Raw genomic sequence first — 21,392 nt, forward strand, 5'->3', positions numbered from 1 at the left:
CCCCTTTCCGCTGCTGCCAGGAATTTGACCCTCCAGAGGGACACAAGATATGAACGAACTTACCAATTTCGCGAACCCGGTCGCCAAGCCGGAGACCTTCGACCAGATCCAGATCGGCATCGCTTCGCCCGACCGCATCCGCAGCTGGTCGTTCGGCGAGATCAAGAAGCCCGAGACGATCAACTATCGCACGTTCAAGCCCGAGCGTGACGGCCTGTTCTGCGCGCGCATCTTCGGTCCGATCAAGGATTACGAGTGCCTGTGCGGCAAGTACAAGCGCATGAAGTACAAGGGGATCGTCTGCGAGAAGTGCGGCGTCGAGGTCACCGTCTCGAAGGTCCGCCGCGAGCGCATGGGCCATATCGAGCTCGCCGCACCGGTCGCGCACATCTGGTTCCTCAAGTCGCTGCCGTCGCGCATCGGCCTGCTGCTCGACATGCAGCTCAAGCAGCTCGAGCGCGTGCTCTACTTCGAGAGCTACATCGTCACCGAACCCGGCCTGACTCCGCTCGAGAAGTTCCAGCTCCTCACCGAGGACGAGCTGCTCGACGCGCAGGACGAATATGGCGAAGACGCGTTCTCGGCCGGCATCGGGGCCGAGGCAGTCAAGATCATGCTCATGGACCTCGACCTCGAGGGCGAGCGCGAAGAGCTTCTGAAGGAGCTGGCTGAGACCAAGTCGGAGCTGAAGCCCAAGAAGATCATCAAGCGCCTGAAGGTCGTCGAGAGCTTCATCGACTCGGGCAACCGCCCCGAGTGGATGATCCTGGACGTGATCCCGGTCATTCCGCCCGAGCTGCGCCCGCTGGTGCCGCTCGACGGCGGCCGCTTCGCGACTTCGGATCTGAACGATCTGTATCGCCGCGTGATCAACCGTAACAACCGCCTCAAGCGCCTCATGGAGCTGCGCGCGCCGGACATCATCGTCCGCAACGAAAAGCGCATGCTGCAGGAAGCGGTCGATGCGCTGTTCGACAACGGCCGCCGCGGCCGCACGATCACCGGTGCCAACAAGCGTCCGCTCAAGTCGCTGTCCGACATGCTCAAGGGCAAGCAGGGCCGCTTCCGTCAGAACCTGCTCGGCAAGCGCGTCGACTATTCGGGCCGCTCGGTCATCGTGACCGGTCCGGAGCTCAAGCTGCACCAGTGCGGCCTGCCGAAGAAGATGGCGCTCGAGCTGTTCAAGCCGTTCATCTACGCCCGCCTCGACGCCAAGGGTCTGTCGATGACCCTCAAGCAGGCGAAGAAGTGGGTCGAGAAGGAGCGCAAGGAAGTCTGGGACATCCTCGACGAAGTCATTCGCGAGCACCCGGTCCTGCTCAACCGCGCGCCGACGCTCCACCGCCTGGGCATCCAGGCGTTCGAGCCGGTGCTGATCGAAGGCAAGGCGATCCAGCTCCACCCGCTGGTCTGCTCGGCGTTCAACGCCGACTTCGACGGTGACCAGATGGCCGTGCACGTTCCGCTGAGCCTGGAGGCCCAGCTGGAAGCGCGCGTCCTGATGATGTCGACCAACAACATCCTCAGCCCCGCGAACGGCAAGCCGATCATCGTGCCGTCGCAGGACATGGTTCTCGGCCTCTACTATCTCTCGATGGAGAAGACCGGCGAGCCGGGCGAAGGCATGCTGCTCGCCGACATGGCCGAAGTGCACCAGGCGCTCGACACGGGTGCGGTGACGCTCCACTCGAAGGTGATCAGCCGCGTCCCGCAGACGGACGAGGCCGGCAGCACCTATATGAAGCGCTTCGAGACGACGCCGGGCCGCATGCTGCTCGGCGAGACGCTCCCGAAGAGCCACAAGGTGCCGTTCGAAGTGGTCAACCGTCTCCTCACCAAGAAGGAGATCGGCGACGTCATCGACACCGTCTATCGCCACACCGGCCAGAAGGAGACGGTGCTGTTCGCCGACGCCATCATGGCGCTGGGCTTCCGTCACGCGTTCAAGGCCGGCATCTCGTTCGGCAAGGACGACATGATCATCCCGGATGCCAAGGTGGGCCTGGTCGACGAGACCCGCACGCTCGTGAAGGATTACGAGCAGCAGTATCAGGACGGCCTGATCACGCAGCAGGAGAAGTACAACAAGGTGATCGACGCCTGGAGCCGCTGCGGCGACCAGGTGGCGGCGGCCATGATGGACGAGATCAAGGCAGTGAAGCGCGACGAGAACGGTCGCGAGCTGCCGATCAACTCGATCTACATGATGGCGCACTCGGGCGCCCGCGGTTCGCAGGCGCAGATCAAGCAGCTCGCCGGCATGCGCGGCCTGATGGCCAAGCCTTCGGGCGAGATCATCGAGACGCCGATCATCTCGAACTTCAAGGAAGGTCTGACCGTCCTTGAATACTTCAACTCGACCCACGGCGCCCGCAAGGGCCTCGCGGACACCGCACTGAAGACCGCCAACTCGGGCTACCTCACCCGCCGCCTGGTCGACGTGTCGCAAGACTGCGTCATCATGGAGGAGGATTGCGGAACCGAGCGCGCTCTCGAGATGAAGGCGATCGTCCAGGGCGGCAGCGTCATCGCCTCGCTCGGCGAGCGCATCCTGGGCCGCACCACGGCCGAGGACGTGGTCGATCCGAAGACCAACGAGGTCGTCATCCCGTCGGGCACGCTGCTCGACGAGGCGATGATCACACAGATCGAGGCCATCGGCGTTCAGGGGATGAAGATCCGCTCGCCGCTGGTCTGCGAAGCGCGGATCGGTGTCTGCGGCAAGTGCTACGGGCGTGACCTCGCCCGCGGTACGCCGGTCAACATCGGTGAAGCGGTCGGCGTCATCGCGGCGCAGTCGATCGGTGAGCCTGGCACGCAGCTGACGATGCGTACCTTCCACATCGGCGGCGCGGCACAGCTCAACGAGCAGTCGAACCTCGAAGCGCCGGTCGACGGCACGATCGAGTATCGCGACCTGCGCGTCATCGTCGATCAGCGTGGCCGCCGCGTGGTGCTCAGCCGCTCGGGTGAGATCGCGATCGTCGATATGGACGGCCGCGAGCTGGCGGTGCACCGCATTCCCTATGGCGCATATGTGCTGATGGATGACGGCCACATCGTCTCTGCGGGCGACCGCATGGCGGAGTGGGATCCGTTCACCATGCCGGTGATCACCGAGACCGGCGGCGTGGTAAAGTACCAGGATCTGATCGACGGCAAGACCATGACCGAGCAGGTCGACGAAGCGACGGGCATCGCCCAGCGCGTCGTCACCGAGTTCCGCGGTGCGGGCAAGAAGGAGGACCTGCGTCCTCGCCTCACCCTCACCGGCGACGCGGCGAGCGAAGCTGCGCGCTACATGCTCGCTCCGGGCGCGGTGATCTCGGTCGAGGATGGTGCGACGGTGCAGGGCGGCGACGTTCTCGCCCGTGTCGCTCGCGAGTCCGCCAAGACCCGCGACATCACCGGCGGTCTGCCGCGCGTCGCCGAGCTCTTCGAGGCGCGCAAGCCCAAGGAGAATGCGATCATCGCGAAGGTCTCGGGCCGCGTCGTGTTCGGCAAGGACTACAAGGCCAAGCGCAAGATCGGGATCATGCCCGAGGACGGCGGCGAGGTCGTGGAGTATCTGGTTCCGAAGTCGAAGGTGATCGACGTTCAGGAAGGCGACTACGTCAAGCGTGGCGACAACCTGATCGGCGGCAGCCCCGATCCGCACGACATCCTCGAAGTGCTCGGTATCGAGCCGCTCGCGGAATATCTCGTGTCGGAAATCCAGGAAGTCTATCGACTGCAGGGTGTGAAGATCAACGACAAGCACATCGAGGTGATCGTTCGCCAGATGCTGCAGAAGGTCGAGATCATCGACTCCGGCGACACCACGCTCCTGGTGGGCGAGCAGCTCGACCGCGACGAGATGGACGAGCAGAACGCGAAGCTCGAGAAGGGCCAGCAGCCCGCACAGGGCAAGCCGATCCTGCTCGGCATCACCAAGGCGTCGCTGCAGACCCGTAGCTTCATCTCGGCAGCGTCGTTCCAGGAGACCACCCGCGTCCTCACCGAGGCGGCGGTCCAGGGCAAGCAGGACACGCTGATCGGCCTCAAGGAGAACGTGATCGTCGGCCGTCTCATCCCCGCCGGTACCGGTGCGGGCATGAACCGCCTGCGCGTGGCGGCCTCGTCGCGTGACGCGGCGCTCCGCGTGGCGCAGAAGCGGATGCAGGAAGCCTCGCTCATCGCTCCGGCCTCGGCCGAGGAGCTGCGCGCGGCAGAGAACGCCCGCAGCCCGCGCGACGACACCGGTACCGGTGACGATCCGCTGGCAACGGTGGTCGCCTCGGGCCACGGCACCGACGCGGACGCCGGCGAGTATCTGAATGAAGGCGAAGAGTGATCGCCTGAGTTCAGCCGCTCATCAGCGCTGAAATGAGAAACCGCCGCCCGGGAAACCGGGCGGCGGTTTTCTTTTGGAGGCTCTCCTCGTTGAGCCATCCCCGCTCGCCCTGAGCCTGTCGAAGGGCGCTTCCCAACCGCCATCCGCTCGAAGGTCGCCCTTCGACAAGCTCCGGGCGAACGGGGCGTTTCCATCTCGGCGAGATGGACACCGGGCCTGCCGCTGCGGCGCATGTCTGTCGCGCAAGCGTCGATGCAGGATTCCGTGCCGGCGCGGCGTTGATTCACGAGGCTGTGCGCTGCATCTCCGACGCGATCACCATCGGTTCGGAGAGTCTTCATGGAACATCGTCAACTCGGCCGTTCAGGGCTCAAGGTGCCCGTTCTCAGCCTCGGCACCGCCACCTTCGGCGGGACCAGCGAGTTCTTCGGCCGATGGGGCAAGACCGACGTCGCCGAGGCGACGCGTATGGTCGACCTGTGCCTGGAAGCCGGAGTGAATTTCTTCGACACCGCCGACACCTATTCGACTGGCGCTTCGGAGGAGATCCTCGGCCAAGCGATCAAGGGCCGACGCGACAAGCTGCTGATCTCGACCAAGGGCACCTTCTCGATGGGCAGCGGGCCCAACGACAAGGGGTCGTCGCGCTATCATATCGTCCGTGCTGCCGAAGCCAGCCTAAAGCGGCTCGGGACCGATCATATCGACCTGTATTTCATGCACGGCTTCGATGCGCTGACGCCGGTGGAGGAGACGCTGCGCGCGCTCGACGACCTGATCAGCGCGGGCAAGATCGGTTATATCGGCGCGTCCAACTTCTCGGGCTGGCACCTGATGAAGTCGCTCGCCACCTCCGAGAAATACGGGCTGGGCCGCTATGTCGCCTATCAGGGCTATTATTCGCTGATCGGGCGCGACTACGAATGGGAACTGATGCCGCTTGGGCTGGACCAGGGCGTGGGTCTGATGGTGTGGAGCCCGCTCGGCTGGGGGCGCCTCACCGGCAAAATCCGCCGCGGCCAGCCGCTGCCCGAGGGGCGCATCGCGGCTGGCGGGGATGTCGGGGGCCCGCCCGCCGACATGGAGCAGCTCTACGACATCGTCGATGTGCTCGACGCGATCGCAGCGGAGACGGGCAAAACCGTCCCGCAAGTCGCGCTCAACTGGCTGCTGAGCCGTCCCACCGTCGCCAACATCGTGATCGGCGCGCGCAACGAGGAGCAGCTCAAGTCCAATCTGGACGCGGTCGGCTGGACGCTTACGCCCGATCAGATCGAACGGCTCGACACCGCGAGCAGCAGGACCCCGCCCTACCCCTATTGGCACCAGATGGGCTTCGACGAGCGCAACCCCAAGCCGACACGCTGGTGAACCGACGGGCCGCTCACCAGATCTTCTGGTCGAGCGGCTCGATCCGGAGCGTGACCACGTCCACGCCCGGCGGCCGGGTGGCGGCGAACAGGATCGCCTCGGCCACCTGCGCCGGATCGAGCATCTTGTGCTCGGCGATCTGGCGGGCGCGCTCCTCGGGCGGATAGGGCTGCATCGCCGATCCGATCGCCCCCGGCTCGATCAAAGTGACGCGAATCGCCTCGGGGATCATCTCCTTGCGCAGCGTCTCGGCGAAGCTCGCGACGCCACCCTTGGCGGCGTTGTACACGCTCTCGCCCACTGCCTTGATATGGACGCTGATCGATCCGACGAGGATGATCATGCCCTCGCGCGTGCCGCCCGCCCGGATGCGGTCGATCGCGCCCTTGGTGCAGGCGACATAGCTGGCAAGATTGCTCTCGATCACATAGCGCCAGCCGGCATCGTCCATCTCCATCAGCGGCCCCGAGCCCACTCCAGCACAGGCGATCAGGATGTCGAGCCCGCCCAGCCACTGGTCGGCACGCGCGAACATCGCGTCCACGCCCGCGGGGCTGGCGAGATCCGCCGCAACCGCTTCGATCCTTCCGCCCAGCGCCTCGGTCGCCGCCGCGAGGTCGGCCTGCGGGCGATCCGCGATCACCACCCGCGCGCCGGCAGCGATCATTCGCTCAGCGACTGCGCGGCCGACCGCGCCGGCACCGCCGGTGACGAGCACGCGCTTTCCTTCGAGCATAGCCGGCTCCGCTGGTTGCAGTCGCTCAACTCGGGAGGGACGCTAGCGTTGCGCGGGCTTACATCTCGATGATGCGATTCCCGAGCCGTTCGGCTTCAGCGCGATCGTGGGTGACCATCAGGATCGGCAGGCCAAGTGAATCGCGCAACCGCTCGATCAGCGCCATGATTTCCTCGCGGCGGGCACGATCGAGCGAGGAGAGCGGTTCGTCGAGCAGCAGGAAGGCGGGATCGGAAAGCAGCGCGCGGCCGATCGCGACGCGGCGCGCCTCGCCGCCCGAAAGCGTGCGCGGCCAGCGGTCGAGCAGATGCGCCAGCCCGAGCAGCGCGATCGTCTCGTCGACGTCCACTGCCCCCGCCCCCGCACGCCAGCCGTAGAGCAGATTGGCACGGACTCTGAGATGGGGAAACAGCCGCGGCTCCTGGAAGACATAGCCGGCGCGGCGTGCCTCGGGGGGAAGATCGATCCCGAGCGCCGCGTCGAACAGCGTCTCGGTGCCCACACGAACATGTCCCTCATCGGGCTCGATCAGGCCGGCGACCATCTGGAGCACGCTCGTCTTGCCGACGCCGGACGGGCCGAACAGCACGGTGAGTCCGGGTTCGGGCACGATGCGGCAGGCGACCTCGGCGTCGCCGAGCCGCTTCGCGACATCGATGTCAAAGGACATGCAGCCCCCGCCCCGCTCGCCGCGCGATCAACTCCGAGGCGAGCAGCGCGAGCAACGACAGCAGCACCGAGATGCCGGCCAGCCGCAGCACCATCGCTTCGCCACCGGGCGTCTGGAGGGCGGCATAGATCGCAAGCGGCAGCGTCTGGGTCTGCCCTGGCACGTTGGACACGAAAGTGATCGTCGCGCCGAACTCGCCCAGCGCGCGTGCGAAGCCGAGCACCGCGCCCGCAATCAAGCCGGGCAGGCTCAGCGGCAGCGTGATCGACCAGAATGCGCGCCACCGGTCAGCCCCCAGCGTGCGCGCGGCTTGCTCGAGCCGCCGATCGACGGATTCGATGGAAAGTCGCATCGCGCGGACCATCAGTGGCAGCGCCATCACTCCCGCGGCGATCGCAGCGCCGGTCCAGCGGAACAACACGGTCGTCCCGAAAAACCGCTCGAGCAGCGCGCCCGCGGGCCCCGCAGGCGCAAAGGCGAGCAGCAGCAGCCAGCCCGTCACCACCGGCGGCACCACCAGCGGCAGATGGATGATCCCGTCGAGCAGCACCTTGCCCGGAAAGCGTCCGCGCGCGAGCAGATAGGCCAGGCCGAACGCGAGCGGCAGGCACGCCAGCACCGCCACCGCCCCCACCTGGAGCGACAACCTCACGATCTCCCATTCGGCGGGGCTGAGCACGGTCAGGGCGCCGTGAAGCCGAAGCGCCGCAGGATGCTCTGGCCCTCAGGTGCGAGCAAAAACTGGCGGAATGGCTCGGCATCGGGGCTGCGCGAGGCGGAAAGCCGCGCGACGGGATAGCGGATCGGCGGGTGGCTCTCGGCAGGCAGCACCTGCGCCACCTGCACCTTGTCCGAAGCGCGCGCATCGGTGGCATAGACCAGCCCCCATTGCGCCGCACCGCGCTCGACCAGCGCAAGCGTCGCACGCACATTCTCCGCACGGACCAACCGCGGCTCAGCCTGCTCCCAAAGCCCGAGATGTTCGAGCGCTGCCTTCGCATAGCGCCCCGCAGGCACCGCATCGGGATCGGCGATAGCGATGCGCCCGCCCCCCAGTACCGGCCCCTCCACAGCGGCTCCAGCGGGACGCACGATCACCAGCGCGTTTCCCGCCACTATGCTGCGCGTCCCTGCGACGATCCTTCCCGCGCGCTCGACTTCGTCCATCCACGGTTCGTCGGCGCTGACGAAGAGGTCGGCTCTCGCGCCGGCGAGTATCTGCCTGGCAAGCGCCGAGGATGCCGCGAACGAGCAGACCGGCGCCGTATGTCCCTTCGCCGCCCAGGCGTCGGCCGCGGCACGCATCGCGTCCTGCAGACTGGCGGCTGCCAGCACCAGCGGCGCCTGCGTCTCGCCCCGCCTCCAGCCCCACGCCAAAGCGCCGGCGCCCAGAGCCGCGAACCCCAGTCCGCCGAGCAGATAGCGACGATCCATTCGGGGCCCTTCGCGATTAGCCATCGCGCCCTCCTATCGCCCCGGCGCGCGGGCGTCGACATCTCCAGACACGCAAAGGGCGCGGCCGGATGGCCGCGCCCGCGTTCTTGGTATTGGCGAACTGCCTTACTGGGCAGGCGTGCTCGGAGTGGCCGCGCCGGCAGAAGCGCCAATGGCCGCATCGAACTGGGCCTGGCTCATGCCAATGAACACACCCTGCTCGTTCACGCCGAACCCGCTGAGCGGCACACGCGCCTCGGCATTGCCACTTGCGGCGGTGACGATGACATTGTCGCCCTCGACGGCCTTCACCTTGCCGAGCACCGCGCCGTTCTGGCCGCGCACTTCGGCGCCCGGGGTCAGTCGCGAGCGGACCTGCGTCGTCGCCGAGTTCTGCGACGCCGCGTCGAGCTCCGCCCGGGTCATGCCCAGCGTCGGCCCCTTGGGGCTCGTGCCGAAGCTGGTGAGCGGAATTGCGGCGCGGCTGGTGCCGGTGAACACGACGGCGGATCCGTTCGCGACGCTTTCGATCTTGCCTACTTCATTGCCCTGGGCGTCATAGACAGTCGCGCCGGCGGCGGGCTGCGCCGTAGCCTGCGCAGGCTGCGGCGCGGTGGCAGTCTGCGCATGGGCTGTCGCCGGCACTGCCATGAAAGCAAGGGCTGCGGCGGCAATCGATGCGGTATTCCTCATCCAAAAATCTCCTGTTGTGGCTTCCACAAAGAGATAACCATCCAACAGTCGATAGCCATGTGTCTGGCAGGACGAGACGAGCCACGGGCAAGACGAATCGACCCGCGAGCCCGTTTTGCACCCGCCGACTCGGCCTACTCCTCGCCCATCCGCAGCGCTGCGATGAAAGCCTCCTGCGGAATCTGCACCGAGCCATACTCGCGCATCCGCTTCTTGCCTTCCTTCTGCTTTTCCAGAAGCTTGCGCTTGCGGCTGATGTCGCCGCCATAGCATTTTGCGGTCACGTCCTTGCGCAGAGCCGCAATCGTCTCGCGCGCGATCACCTTGCCGCCGATCGCCGCCTGGATCGGGATTTTGAACAAATGGCGCGGGATCAGGTCCTTGAGCCGCTCGCACATCCCGCGTCCGCGGCTCTCGGCAGTCGAGCGGTGGACGATCATGCTCAGCGCATCCACCGGCTCATTGTTGACGAGGATGCTCATCTTGACGAGGTCGCCCGGCCGGTGGCCGATCTGCTCGTAATCGAAGCTGGCATAGCCGCGCGAGATGCTCTTCAGCCGATCGTAGAAATCGAACACGACTTCGTTGAGCGGCAGCTCATAGGTGAGCTGCGCGCGGCCGCCGACGTAGGTCAGGTCCCGCTGAATGCCGCGGCGATCCTGACAGAGCTTGAGGATCGAGCCGAGATATTCGTCGGGGACGTAGATCACGGCCTTGATCCACGGCTCCTCGATTTCCTCGATCCGGTTGGGATCGGGCATGTCGGCGGGATTGTGGAGTTCGAGCTCCTGGCCCTGCGCCTCCCCCGCGGCCTTGGTGAGCCGCATCTTGTAGACCACCGAAGGTGCGGTGGTAATGAGGTCGAGGTCGTATTCGCGAGTCAGCCGCTCCTGGATGATCTCCAGATGCAGCAGGCCCAGGAAGCCGCAGCGGAAGCCGAAGCCCAGCGCGGCCGAAGTCTCCATCTCGAAGCTGAACGAGGCGTCGTTCAGCCGCAGCTTCGAGATCGACTCGCGCAGCTTCTCGAAATCGGCCGCATCGACCGGGAAAAGCCCGCAGAACACCACCGGCTGGACTTCCTTGAACCCTGCCAGCGGCTCGGCGGCGGGGCGTTTCGCGTCGGTCAGCGTGTCGCCGACGCGTGCCTGGGCGACTTCCTTGATCTGCGCGGTGATGAAGCCGATCTCGCCGGGGCCAAGGTCAGGCAGTTGCTCGATCTTGGGGCGGAACGCGCCGACGCGGTCGACGAGGTGCGTGGTGCCAGCCGCCATGAACTTGATCTGCTGGCCCTTGCGGATCGAGCCGTCGATCACGCGGACGAGGATGACCACGCCCAGATAGGGATCGTACCAGCTATCGACGAGCATCGCCTTGAGCGGCGCGTCGGCGTCGCCCTTGGGCGCCGGGATCCGCTCGACGATCGCGTCGAGGATCTCGTCGATGCCGATGCCGGACTTGGCGCTGGCGAGCACAGCATTCGAAGCGTCGAGGCCGATGATCTCCTCGATCTCGTTCTTGACCTTCTCGGGCTCGGCCGAGGGCAGGTCGATCTTGTTGATGACCGGTATGATCTCGTGGTCGTGCTCGATCGACTGATAGACGTTGGCGAGCGTCTGCGCCTCCACGCCCTGCGCCGCATCGACCACCAGCAGCGCGCCCTCGCACGCGGCCAGGCTGCGCGAGACTTCATAGGCGAAATCGACGTGGCCCGGCGTGTCCATCAGGTTGAGGACATGCCCCTTCCACTCGAGGCGCACGGTCTGCGCCTTGATGGTGATGCCCCGCTCCTTCTCGATGTCCATGTTGTCGAGCACCTGCGCGCTCATCTCGCGCTCGGAAAGCCCGCCGGTGCGCTGGATCAACCGGTCGGCCAGCGTCGACTTGCCGTGGTCGATGTGCGCGATGATCGAGAAATTGCGGATCTTGGAAAGTTCGGTCGCCATGATCGCCGCGCGTTAGCAGCGGCGAGGCGGCTTGCGAAGCATTTCCGCGCGGCCGGAGTTTCTGGCGCAGGGCGGAAGCCGCTTGCTCCCGCGCCCGCGCACGCTACCATCGTCTCCTGAAGAGGGAGAGAAGCCGAATGCGCGCGTTCCTCATGTTCCTTGCCGTGGCCGCTGCCGCCTGCGCCACGCCGGCCGCAGCCGATCCGCCGACCGGCACGCTGCTGATCGGCAACAAGGGCGAGGACACGCTCAGCCTCGTCGATCTGGCGACCGGCGCCGAGATCGCCAGGCTGCCCACCGGCGACATGCCGCACGAGATCGCCGTTTCGCCCGACGGCAGGCAGGCGGCGGTCGTCGCCTATGGCGGCACCACGATTGACGTGTTCGACATCGCCCAGCGCACTAAGCTCCGGACGATCGATCTCAGCCCGAACAAGCGCCCGCACGGGCTGGTCTGGCTGGCCGACGGAAGGCTGGTGGCCACGACCGAGGGAAGCCAGTCGATCGCGGTCGTGGCGCCCGACGGCAAGATCACCAGTATCGCCACCGGCGCGATGGGTTCGCACATGGTCGCCGTCGCACCCGACCAGCGCCTCGCCTATGTCGCCAATATCGGTTCGGGCACGGTGAGCGTGCTCGACCTTGCCGGGGGCCGGAAGTTGCGCGACATCGCAGTCGGCGGAAAGCCGGAGGGGCTTTCGCTCGCGAAGGGCGGCGCCGAGCTTTGGGTCGGCGACCTCTCGGCGCCCAAGCTCCAGGTCTACGCCACCGCGAGCGGCGAGAAGCTCGGCGAGGTCGCGATCGACCCGGTCGCGATCCGCGTCGCCACCAGCCCTGACGGCAAGACCATCGCCACCAGCAACGTCGCCGCCGGAACGATCAACCTGGTCGACGTCGCCGCCCGCAAGCCCCTCCGCACGCTCACCGTCTCCGGAAGCAAGGAGGCGGGGCAGGTCACCATCCTCTTCTCCCCCGACGGCAAGCGCCTCTACGCCGCCGAAACCGGCCGCGATCAGGTAGCCGAGATCGACGTGGCGTCCGGGCGCGTGCTCCGCCGCCTACCCGCCGGCAAGAACGGCGATGGCCTCGCCCTTGCTCCTGCCCTGCCCCGCTGAGGTTATTTCCCCTATGCGCCATATCGCCGTCATCGGATCCGGCCCCGCGGGCTATTACACCGCCGAGGCCTGCCAGAAGCAGTTCGGCGAAGACGTGCGCGTCGACATCATCGATCGGCTGCCGGTGCCCTTCGGGCTGATTCGCAGCGGCGTCGCGCCCGATCACCAGTCGATCAAGGGCGTCTCACGCCGGTACGAGGCAGTGGCGCTCACCGAGAATGTCCGCTTCATCGGCAATGTGAGCGTAGGCAAGCATGTCTCGATCGACGAGCTGCGCACCCTCTACGATGCCGTGGTGCTCGCCACCGGTGCGCCTGTCGACCGTAAGCTCGAGGTCCCCGGCGCGGAGTTGCCGGGCGTGATCGGCTCGGCAGCCTTCGTCGGCTGGTACAACGGGCACCCCGATCATGCCGATCTCGCTCCGCCGCTGGAGGAGCGCGGCGCGGTCGTGATCGGCAACGGCAACGTCGCGCTCGACGTGGCGCGCATCCTCGCCAAGAGCGAGGAGGAGTTCGACGGGTCGGACATCGTCGGCCATGCGCTGGCGGCGCTCCGCAGCGCGCGGATGGAGACGATCGCGATCCTCGGCCGCCGCGGGCCGCACCAGATCGCAATGACCCCCAAGGAGCTCGGCGAGTTGGGTGAGCTCGCACGCGCGGTGCCGGTGGTCGATCCCGCCGACCTCCCTCCGGCAAGCGAGGACGCGCTGCTCGAGCCGGGTCAGCGCAAATCGGTGGCGCACCTGCGCAACTTCGCCGCGCGCGCGGACGGTGCCGACAAGCCCACTCGCATCGTCTTCGATTTCTTCGCCATGCCCGTCGCGATCGAGGGCGACGGCCGGGTCGAGCGGGTGATCGTCGAGCGCACTGCGCTGGATGCGGAGGGCCGCGCGCACGGCACCGGCGAAACCTATGTCGTGCCCGCCGGGCTGGTGGTGAGCTGCATCGGCTATCGCACGCCGCCGATCGACGGCGTTCCCTATGACGAGCGCGCCGGCCGCTTCGCCAACGACGAAGGCCGCATTCTCCCCGGGCTCTACGCCGTCGGCTGGGCACGGCGCGGCCCGACGGGAACGATCGGCACCAACCGGCCGGACGGCTTCGCGATCGTCGAGAAGATCGCAGGCGACATCGGCGAAGGCAACGGCAAGCCCGGCCGCCCGGCGCTCGACGCCCTGCTCGCCGAGCGCCGGGTAGAGGTGGTCACTTTCCGCGACTGGCAGAAGATCGACACCGCCGAGATCGCCGCAGCGCGCTCCGGCGCCCCGCGCGAGAAGTTCATCTCGGTGGAGGCGATGCTGGGCACGGCGAAAAGCTGATTCAGCGGCTTGCGCGACTCTGCGGGCGTGGGTATAGGCGCCCCCTCGCGGTTCGGGCGTTGCTCGAGGCCGCGCCGGTCGGGGAATAGCTCAGCCTGGTAGAGCACTGTGTTCGGGACGCAGGGGCCGGAGGTTCGAATCCTCTTTCCCCGACCATTTTCTCCCGCAATTTCTTATAGTTGATCCTCCGATTCGGCTGCGCGCACACCGGACAAGCGAAGCGGGCGGGAAGTCGCCTCCCGCCCGCCCGATGCATGCGCCCACGCTGACGCGCCTACTCGTAGCGAAGGGCATGCACCGGATTGGTTCGCGCCACGCGGAACGCATGGGCGCCGATCGTCGCCACGGCGATGACGAGCGCCAGCACCCCTGCGAGCGCGAAGGGTGTGGGGGTGAGGTCGATGCGGATGTCGAACTGGTTGAGCCAGTCGCGCATCACCCACCAGGCGACCGGCCAGGCGATCAGGTTCGCGATCAGCACCGGCCGGCTGAACTGCCAGACGAGCAGCCGTACGATGTCCTGCGTCCGCGCCCCCAGCACCTTGCGGATGCCGATCTCCTTGGTGCGGCGCTCGGCGGTGAACGAAGCGAGACCGAACAGCCCCAGGCAGCCGATCACCGCGGCCAGGATCGCAAACATCCCGAACAGCTGCGCGCGCCGCTCGTCCTGGTTATAGAGATCGTGGACGACGTCGGTCACGTAGCGCGAGAAATAGGGATGATCGGGCACCAGCCGCTTCCAGATCGCCTCGACCTGCGCGTTGATCGCCTTAAGATCGCCGTTGGCGCGGACGAGCAGCTGCTGATAGCCGGCCGTCTGGTAGAAATAGAGGATCGGCTGGAGCGGCTGGCGCACGCTGCGGTAGCGCACGTCGGTCACCACGCCGACGATCGTCGCAGGCACCCAGCTGCCGGCCTCGGGCACGGTGAAGCCGACCTGGATCGGCTTGCCGATCGCCTCCTGCGGCGTGGCGTAGCCGAGCCGCTTGGCGGCGGCTTCGGAGACGATCACGTTGGTGCCGCGCGCGACCAGCGCCTTCTCGGCCTCGATGTTCACCGGGGTCGGCGTGGTCGAGTCGTCCATTGCGATGGTCTCGTTGAAATTGCGGCCGGCGAGCAGCTTCATGCCCAGCGCATCGATCACCCCCGGATCCATGCCGTAGACGCCGATCTGGACCGATTGGGTCTGGCCCAGGCGGCGTGCGCTGGTCATCGAGTTGTTGCCGGGATTAACTGAAATTGAAGTGCGGCCGGCGGCGGTGACGCCGGGGATGCGGCGCACTTCCTCGACCAGCGTCTTGGCGACCGGCTCCACCGCGGGAGCGTTCAGGTTATAGACCTGGAACAGGCCCTCGCGCTTGTAGCCCGCATCCATCGTTCGCGCATAGATCGTCTGCGAATAGACCACCGCGGTGCAGATGATCAGCCCGATCGAGACCGCGAACTGCCCGACCACCAGCAGGTTCCGCAGCCGGCCGCTGCCTTCGGCCTCGGCGCCCGACTTGTTCGCCTTGAGCACGCGCGCGGGCTGGAAGCGCGAAAGATAGATGGCGGGATAGACTCCGCCCGCCAGCCCGACGATCAGCGCAAGCGCGATCACGGGCAGCAGGATGCCGTCGCTGCCGAGATAATGGATGCTCATCTCGGCCTCGAGGAAGGCGTTGAGCGGCCGGATCGCCAGCTCGGCCAGCGCGAGCGCGATCACCATTGCGATCCCCGCGACCAGGATCGATTCGCCGATGAACTGCGTGATCAGCTGGCGCCGTGTCGCGCCCAGCACCTTGCGCAGCGCCACTTCGCGGGCGCGCTGCGAGGCGCGCGCTGTGGCCAGATTGGTGAAGTTGATGCACGCCATGGCCAGGATCATGAGCGCGATCACCGCGAAGGTGAGGATCGTCTGCTTGTCGGCGCCCGGCACCATCGACGCGGCCTGACCTTCGCCCAGATGCACGTCGCGGATGTTGACGAGGCGCCAGTCGCCGTAGGAGCCGGGATTTGAATGGGGCCCGGTTTCGCCGGGATCGTCGGGGATGTTGCGCTTCTCCCAGGCCGGGAATTGCGCCTCGATCGCCTTCGCGTCCGTGCCGGGGCGCAGCTTCACATAAATATAGCCGCCCTGATTGTTCCACGATGTCAGCATCGTGGGCACCTTCTGGAAATAGGTCTGCGGATCGAAACGCGCGACCACGCTGAAGCGCAGGCTGGTGTTCTTGGGCAGGTCCTTGAACACGCCGGTGACGCGATAGTCCTGCTTCATGTCGCCCGACGTGACGGTGAGCGTCTTGCCGACCGGATCGGTGCCGGGGAAATATTTCTCGGCCTCGGCCTCGCTCAGCACGAGCGAGCTGGTGTCATCGAGCGCGTGCGCCGGATCACCCTTCACGAAGGGGATTCGCAGGATCTCGAAGATGTTGCCGTCGACGAGCACGCCGCGCTCGGGCGCGGTCGGCTGGCCGTCCTTCTCGATCACCATGCCCTGCGAGGTGAGATAGACGCGCTTCTCGATCTGCGGGAAATCCTTCTGCAGCGCCGTGCCCGAAACGAAGCTCGTCATCTGCAGCTTCATCTCCTCGCCGCCGCGCTCCGTGGGCAGGTAGAAGTTCTGCAGCTGATAGGCCCGATCCGCCTCGGGCATCCAGCTGTCGTAGCTGAATTCGTAGCGCACGAAGGTCAGGATCAGCAGGCACGCCGCGATCCCGAGCGACAGCCCGAAGATGTTGATGAAGGCATAGACCTTGTTCTTGGTGAGGGCCCTCAGGCCGACGGTCACATAGTTGCGCCACATGGGTCAGATCCTACTCGTAGCGAAGGGCATGGATGGGGTTGGCACGCGCCGCGCGCAGTGCGTGGCTCGACACCGTCGCCAGCGCTATTCCCAGCGCCAGCAGGCCGGCGAGCGCGAAGGGCGTGGGGGTGAGCGCAATGCGGATGTCGAAGCTATTGAGCCATTCGCGCATCGCCCACCACGCCGCCGGCCAGGCGATCAGGTTGGCGAGCACCACCGGCTTGGAAAACTGCCAGGCGAGCAGCCGCACGATGTCGCGCACCTTGGCCCCCAGCACCTTGCGGATGCCGATCTCCTTGGTCCGCCGCTCGGTCGCGAACGAGGCGAGGCTGTAGAGACCCAGGCAGGCGATCAGCACCGCCAGCGCCGAGAAGCCGGCGAACAGCGCCCCGCGGGCGCGATCGGCGGCGTAGAGCTCCGCAACGATATCATCGACGAAGCGCGCCTCGAACGGGATCTCGGGCTCGAACTTGCGCCAGACCTTGTTCAGCGCCGCCATCACCTCGCCCGGGCGGACGGCGGCGAAGCGGACCAGGACCACCTCGGTCGCGTCCGGATCGACAGCATAGAAAGCCGGTTCAATGGCCTCGCGCGCACTGCGAAAGCGCATGTCCTCGACCACGCCGACGATCGCCGAGGGGACCAGAGGGCCACCGCGCATCGCCCGCACCGTTTGCCCGATCGCTGCTTGCGGGGTGCGGAAGCCGAGCTTACGCGCCGCGGCACGGTTGATCACGACGTTAACGCCCCGCGCGGCGCGCGCCTGATCGTCGCCCGTCGGAACCCGATCGAGCGCGATGCGATCGTCGAACCGGCGGCCGGCGAGCAGGTCGATGCCCGTCGTCTGAAGATATTCGGCATCTACGCCATAATAGCTGAGCGACTGATACTCCTCGGCGCCGGGGGCCTTCACCAGCCATACCGGCCGCGTGTCGGAAGCCAGCGGGACCGAGATCCGCGTCGTACTGGTGACGCCGGTGATCGCCAGCATCTCGGCGTGGGCGGCGTCGTATTCGCTTCCCTTGGCGAAGCGCCAGGCATTGACGATCTGGATCAGCCCGTCGCGGCGATAGCCGGGATCTACCGTCTCGACATAGCGGGTCTGCGAGAAGATCACCCAGGTCGAGGCGATCAGCCCGATCGCGATGGCGAACTGGATCATCACCAGCCCGGTGCGGAACCGGCCATTGCCCGGCGTCTCGACAGAGGACTTGTTGGCGCGCAGCACCTCGGCCGGGCGGAAGCGGCTGAGATAGAAGGCCGGGTAGAGCCCGCCGAGCAGCCCGGTCGCGAGAAACAGCCCCAGCGCGGGAAGCAGCATGCCCGTCGGGCCGAGATAGGCAACGCGGATGTCCGCGCCGATCGCGGCGCTGATCCACGGCGTCGCCAGCTCGACGATGGTCAGCGCGAGCAGCATCGCCACTGCTGCCATCACCACGCTCTCGCCGAGGAACTGCGCGATCAGCTGGCCGCGCGAGGCGCCGAGCACTTTCCGCAACGCCACTTCGCGGGCGCGCTGGGTAGCGCGCGCGGTCGAGAGGTTGACGAAGTTCATCACCGCCATCGCCAGCGTGAGCAATGCGACGACCGCGAAAGTGGCGAGCGCACGAGGATCGCCTCCGGGCGTGAGCGCCGCGTCCTGCGTGGCGCCGAGATGGACGCCGGTCAGTGGCACCAGCTTGAGATCGACGGCGTCCGACATGGTCGCAGGCTTTCCGTCGATGGCGGTATTGCCGATATTGCGCTTCTCCCAGCCCGGGAGGCCCGCATTGACCGAAGCGGCGTCGGCCCCGCGGTGCAGCTTGACGTAATGCTGCTGACCGAAATTGTTCCAACTGCGCTGCTCGGGTGGGATCACGCCCAAGTCGCGACGGAAGAGCAGGCCCAGCCGCAGGCTGGTATTGCGCGGCAGATCGCGCAGCACGCCGGTGACGCGGTAGTCGCGCTTGCCGGGCCCCGCGCCGAGGCTCAGTTGTTTGCCGAGCGCATCAGCCGTGCCAAGATGGCGGATCGCCTCGCTCTCGGTGAGCACGATCGAATTGGTGTCGGGAAGCGCGGTTGCCGCCCCGCCCTGCGCGAAGGGAAGGCCGAGCACGTCGAAGAAATTGGCGTCGACCGTGGCCACATCGATGAAGACCGGCTGGCCATCGCGCTCGGCCACGGTCTTGCCGGGCGCGAGCGAGGTCACCGCTTCGACCTGCGAGAAGCCGCCGGGCAGCTTCTCGTAGACGATGAACGGGCTCATCTGAACATTGCGCGCGGGCTGGCCGGGCAGATTGAACTTCGTCTGGACCTGATAGATGCGGCCGCTGTCAGGCAGCCAGCTGTCGTAGCTCCGCTCGTAACGAACATAGCCAAGGATCAGCAGGCAGCCGGCCAGCCCCAGCGCCAGCCCGCCGATGTTGATCGCGGCGTATACGCGGTTGCGCACCAGCAGCGTCAGCGCGATCGTGAGATAGTTCCGCCACATGGTTATTCGTACCGCAGCGCATGGATGGGGTTCGTCCGCGCGACCCGCAGCGCCTGACCGCAGACGGTCGCGACCGCGATCAGCATCGCGAGCAACCCGGCCACCGCGAACGGGACCGGTGTGAGCGCGATCCGCGTGTCGAAGCCGTTGAGCCAGTCGCGCATCACCCACCAGGCGATCGGCCAGGCGATCAAATTGGCGATCAGCACCGGCCGGCTGAACTGCCAGACGAGGAGCTGGAGGATGTCGCGGGTGCGCGCGCCCAGCACCTTGCGGATGCCGATCTCCTTGGTTCGCCGCTCGGCGGTGAATGCGGCGAGCCCGAACAGCCCCAGGCAGCCGATCGCCACCGTCAGAATCGAGAAGGCGGCAAACAGCGCGCCCCGCGCGAGTTCCTGGCGATATTGTTCGCGCACGAGATCCTCGGCGAAGTCGGCGCTGAAGGGCACCAGCGGCACCGTCTGGCGCCACACCTGCTCGATACGGTCGCGGATCTCGGCAGGCCTTACTCTGGAATAGCGCACCGCAATCTGCGCAAAGCCGATGCGCTGCATGACATAGACCGTCGGCTGGATCGGCTCGCGCAGCGAACGGAAGCGGGCATCGGAGACTACTCCGACGATGGTGCTGGGGATCAGGCCGGCCTCGGGAAGGCTCACCTCCCCCTGCATCGTCTTGCCGATCGCCTCCTGCGGCGAACGGAAGCCCAGACGCCGCACGGCGGACTCGGAGATCACCACGTTGATCCCGCGCGCCGCAAGCGCCCGCTCCGCCTCGATCTGGACCGGGAAGGGCGTGGTCGCGTCGTCCTTGCCCTGCGAATCCTGGAAGAAGCGCCCGGCGACCAGCCGCATCCCCATCGCCTCGAAGAAGCCTGTCTCGATGCCGTACAAGCCCAGCGAGACCGAACTGGTCGCGCCGCGGAGGAAGAAGTCCGCGGCCGAATTGCCGTCGGGCGAAACCCCGATCTGCGTGCGCGCGGCTGCCTGCACGCCCGGCACCCGACGGATGCGTTCGACAAGCTGCCGCGACTGTTCCTGCGAGACGCCGCGGAAGTTGAGGTTGGCGACCTGGAGCAGCCCGTCGCGCTGATAGCCCGCGTCGAGCGTCTGGGCGAAACGGGTCTGGCCGTAGATCACCGCGGTGCAGACGATGAGCCCGATCGAGATCGCGAACTGCGCCACGACCAGAAGGTTGCGCAGCCCGCCCGACCCCGCCGCATCCGCGGTCGACCTGTTGGCCTTCAGTATCTTCGCAGGCTGGAAGCGCGAGAGATAGAAGGCGGGATAGAGCCCGCCCGCGGTGCCGACGACGAGCACCAGAAGGATGGCTGGGACCCAGATATTCTCACCGCCCCAATAGTGCAGCGCTATATCGGCATCGAGGAAGCTGTTGAACGCGGGCAGCAGCAACTCGACGAGCGCGAGCGCCACCAGCATCGCGAGCAGCGTGATCAGGATGGATTCGGTGAGGAACTGCGCGATCAGCTGCCCGCGCGAGGCGCCGAGCACCTTGCGCAGCGCCACTTCGCGGGCGCGCTGGCTCGCGCGAGCGGTGGCCAGATTGGTGAAGTTGATCGAAGCCATGCCCAGCACGAGCAGCGCGATCACTGCGAAGGTGGTCACCGTGCCGCCGTCGTTGCCCGGCGTGAGCGGGTACATCTGCGCCTTGCCGAGGTGCACGTCGCGAATATTGACCAGCCCCAGGTCTATATAGTCGCCCGGGTTGGTGCGCTCGCCGTTGGTGACCTCGTCGGGGATGTTGCGCTTCTCCCAGGCGGGGAATTGCGAAGTGAGGTGGGCCGGATCGGTACCCTTGCGCAGCTTGACGAAGTTCCAGCCCTGCTGGCTGGTGAAGCGCGTCACCTGCCACATCCGATCGGCTAACTGCGTGCCGAGATCGAAGCGCGCGACCATGTCGGCAGAGATGCTGCTGTTCTTGGGAATGTCCTTGAAAACCGCAGTGACGCGATAATCCACGTCGCCGGCGTTATCGACGATGGTGAAGGTCCTGCCGATCGGATCGGCATCGCCGAAGCGGCGCTTTGCCTCGCTTTCGCTGAGCGCAACCGAGTGCGAGTCGGGAAGCGCAGTGGCGGCGGAGCCGCGAACAAACGGCAGATCGAACACCTCGAACAGATTGTCGTCGACCATTCGCAGCGTCTGCACCTTTGCCGGCTGGCCGTCCTGGATCACGATGGGCGAGAAGGAGCGCATCCACACCACCTTCTCCACCTGAGGAAAGTCCTTCTTGAGCGCGCGCGCCGCGGCGATCGAGCTCAATTGAATGTCCTCCTGCTCGCCCCCGCGGGCGTTCGCCGAATAATAAGTCTGGAGCTGGTAGACCTGATCGGCGTTCGCGAGCCAGCTGTCGTAGCTTCGCTCGTAGCGGACGTAGAGCAGGATCAGCAGGCACGCCGCCAGGCCGACGGTGAGCCCGACGATATTGATGAACGCATAGACGCGGTTCTTCAGCAGCGCGCGAACCGCGACCTTCAGATAATTCCACCACATGCCCCGGTCCT

Annotated in this window: 13 protein-coding genes and 1 tRNA gene; 5 read left to right on the top strand and 9 right to left on the bottom strand. The window is 66.6% G+C overall.

Going from position 1 to position 21,392, the window contains the following annotated elements; genetic code table 11:
• Nucleotides 1–49 precede the first annotated feature (49 nt).
• Nucleotides 50–4,333 (top strand): DNA-directed RNA polymerase subunit beta', encoded by a 4,284-nt coding sequence (rpoC, locus tag ACMGDH_RS12065; RefSeq protein WP_436828169.1) that lies wholly within the window; start codon nucleotides 50–52, stop codon nucleotides 4,331–4,333.
• A 339-nt stretch (nucleotides 4,334–4,672) separates the two neighbouring features.
• On the top strand, nucleotides 4,673–5,704 hold the full coding sequence (locus tag ACMGDH_RS12070) for an aldo/keto reductase (RefSeq protein WP_436828170.1): 1,032 nt from the start codon (nucleotides 4,673–4,675) through the stop codon (nucleotides 5,702–5,704).
• Between the two features lie 13 nt (nucleotides 5,705–5,717).
• Here the strand turns inward: ACMGDH_RS12070 and ACMGDH_RS12075 are convergent, their stop codons facing one another.
• The 6 genes from ACMGDH_RS12075 to lepA form a co-directional block, all read right to left on the bottom strand.
• Nucleotides 5,718–6,440 carry an SDR family oxidoreductase gene (locus ACMGDH_RS12075; RefSeq protein ID WP_436828171.1) on the bottom strand — a complete coding sequence of 241 codons (723 nt, stop codon included), beginning with the start codon at nucleotides 6,438–6,440 and terminating at the stop codon, nucleotides 5,718–5,720.
• Between the two features lie 58 nt (nucleotides 6,441–6,498).
• Nucleotides 6,499–7,110: an ATP-binding cassette domain-containing protein gene (locus ACMGDH_RS12080; protein ID WP_436828172.1), complete on the bottom strand. Its 612-nt coding sequence runs from the start codon at nucleotides 7,108–7,110 to the stop codon at nucleotides 6,499–6,501.
• A complete protein-coding gene (gene modB, locus ACMGDH_RS12085; RefSeq protein ID WP_436828173.1) occupies nucleotides 7,100–7,789 on the bottom strand; it encodes a molybdate ABC transporter permease subunit in 690 nt (229 codons plus the stop codon). Before modB ends, ACMGDH_RS12080 begins: the two co-directional genes overlap by 11 nt.
• Before the next feature lie 2 nt (nucleotides 7,790–7,791).
• Entirely contained in the window at nucleotides 7,792–8,544 is a 753-nt protein-coding gene (gene modA, locus ACMGDH_RS12090) for a molybdate ABC transporter substrate-binding protein (protein WP_436828174.1), read from the bottom strand.
• A 126-nt stretch (nucleotides 8,545–8,670) separates the two neighbouring features.
• Complete coding sequence (locus ACMGDH_RS12095; RefSeq protein ID WP_436828175.1) at nucleotides 8,671–9,237, bottom strand: hypothetical protein; 567 nt, start codon at nucleotides 9,235–9,237, stop codon at nucleotides 8,671–8,673.
• Nucleotides 9,238–9,371: 134 nt separating this feature from the next.
• A complete protein-coding gene (gene lepA / locus ACMGDH_RS12100) occupies nucleotides 9,372–11,180 on the bottom strand; it encodes a translation elongation factor 4 (RefSeq protein ID WP_436828176.1) in 1,809 nt (602 codons plus the stop codon).
• Between the two features lie 137 nt (nucleotides 11,181–11,317).
• On the opposite strand from lepA, the gene ACMGDH_RS12105 reads away from it, so the two are divergent.
• The 3 genes from ACMGDH_RS12105 (at nucleotide 11,318) to ACMGDH_RS12115 (ending at nucleotide 13,769) form a co-directional block, all read left to right on the top strand.
• A complete protein-coding gene (locus ACMGDH_RS12105) occupies nucleotides 11,318–12,295 on the top strand; it encodes a beta-propeller fold lactonase family protein (protein WP_436828177.1) in 978 nt (325 codons plus the stop codon).
• 13 nt (nucleotides 12,296–12,308) lie between these two features.
• On the top strand, nucleotides 12,309–13,613 hold the full coding sequence (locus ACMGDH_RS12110; RefSeq protein WP_436828178.1) for an FAD-dependent oxidoreductase: 1,305 nt from the start codon (nucleotides 12,309–12,311) through the stop codon (nucleotides 13,611–13,613).
• A 79-nt stretch (nucleotides 13,614–13,692) separates the two neighbouring features.
• Nucleotides 13,693–13,769 (top strand) — tRNA-Pro (locus ACMGDH_RS12115).
• Nucleotides 13,770–13,887: 118 nt separating this feature from the next.
• Here the strand turns inward: ACMGDH_RS12115 and ACMGDH_RS12120 are convergent.
• From ACMGDH_RS12120 to ACMGDH_RS12130, 3 genes are read right to left on the bottom strand one after another with little or no spacing between them, the layout of a single operon-like run.
• Nucleotides 13,888–16,398, bottom strand: coding sequence for an ABC transporter permease (locus ACMGDH_RS12120; RefSeq protein ID WP_436828179.1), 2,511 nt, complete (start codon nucleotides 16,396–16,398; stop codon nucleotides 13,888–13,890).
• Between the two features lie 10 nt (nucleotides 16,399–16,408).
• Nucleotides 16,409–18,868 carry an ABC transporter permease gene (locus ACMGDH_RS12125; protein ID WP_436828180.1) on the bottom strand — a complete coding sequence of 820 codons (2,460 nt, stop codon included), beginning with the start codon at nucleotides 18,866–18,868 and terminating at the stop codon, nucleotides 16,409–16,411.
• Between the two features lie 2 nt (nucleotides 18,869–18,870).
• Nucleotides 18,871–21,381, bottom strand: a complete 2,511-nt coding sequence (locus ACMGDH_RS12130; protein ID WP_436828181.1) for an ABC transporter permease — start codon at nucleotides 21,379–21,381, stop codon at nucleotides 18,871–18,873.
• Nucleotides 21,382–21,392: the final 11 nt, after the last annotated feature.

The sequence above is a fragment of the Sphingomonas radicis genome (assembly GCF_051400635.1).
GTDB lineage: Bacteria > Pseudomonadota > Alphaproteobacteria > Sphingomonadales > Sphingomonadaceae > Sphingomonas.

Bases quoted from the DNA above. Each gene is read 5' to 3' on its own strand.
- rpoC (WP_436828169.1), top strand. From the start codon at position 50: ATGAACGAACTTACCAATTTCGCGAACCCGGTCGCCAAGCCGGAGACC.
- ACMGDH_RS12070 (WP_436828170.1), top strand. From the start codon at position 4,673: ATGGAACATCGTCAACTCGGCCGTTCAGGGCTCAAGGTGCCCGTTCTC.
- ACMGDH_RS12075 (WP_436828171.1), bottom strand. From the start codon at position 6,440: ATGCTCGAAGGAAAGCGCGTGCTCGTCACCGGCGGTGCCGGCGCGGTC.
- ACMGDH_RS12080 (WP_436828172.1), bottom strand. From the start codon at position 7,110: ATGTCCTTTGACATCGATGTCGCGAAGCGGCTCGGCGACGCCGAGGTC.
- modA (WP_436828174.1), bottom strand. From the start codon at position 8,544: ATGGATCGTCGCTATCTGCTCGGCGGACTGGGGTTCGCGGCTCTGGGC.
- ACMGDH_RS12095 (WP_436828175.1), bottom strand. From the start codon at position 9,237: ATGAGGAATACCGCATCGATTGCCGCCGCAGCCCTTGCTTTCATGGCA.
- lepA (WP_436828176.1), bottom strand. From the start codon at position 11,180: ATGGCGACCGAACTTTCCAAGATCCGCAATTTCTCGATCATCGCGCAC.
- ACMGDH_RS12105 (WP_436828177.1), top strand. From the start codon at position 11,318: ATGCGCGCGTTCCTCATGTTCCTTGCCGTGGCCGCTGCCGCCTGCGCC.
- ACMGDH_RS12110 (WP_436828178.1), top strand. From the start codon at position 12,309: ATGCGCCATATCGCCGTCATCGGATCCGGCCCCGCGGGCTATTACACC.
- ACMGDH_RS12120 (WP_436828179.1), bottom strand. From the start codon at position 16,398: ATGTGGCGCAACTATGTGACCGTCGGCCTGAGGGCCCTCACCAAGAAC.
- ACMGDH_RS12125 (WP_436828180.1), bottom strand. From the start codon at position 18,868: ATGTGGCGGAACTATCTCACGATCGCGCTGACGCTGCTGGTGCGCAAC.
- ACMGDH_RS12130 (WP_436828181.1), bottom strand. From the start codon at position 21,381: ATGTGGTGGAATTATCTGAAGGTCGCGGTTCGCGCGCTGCTGAAGAAC.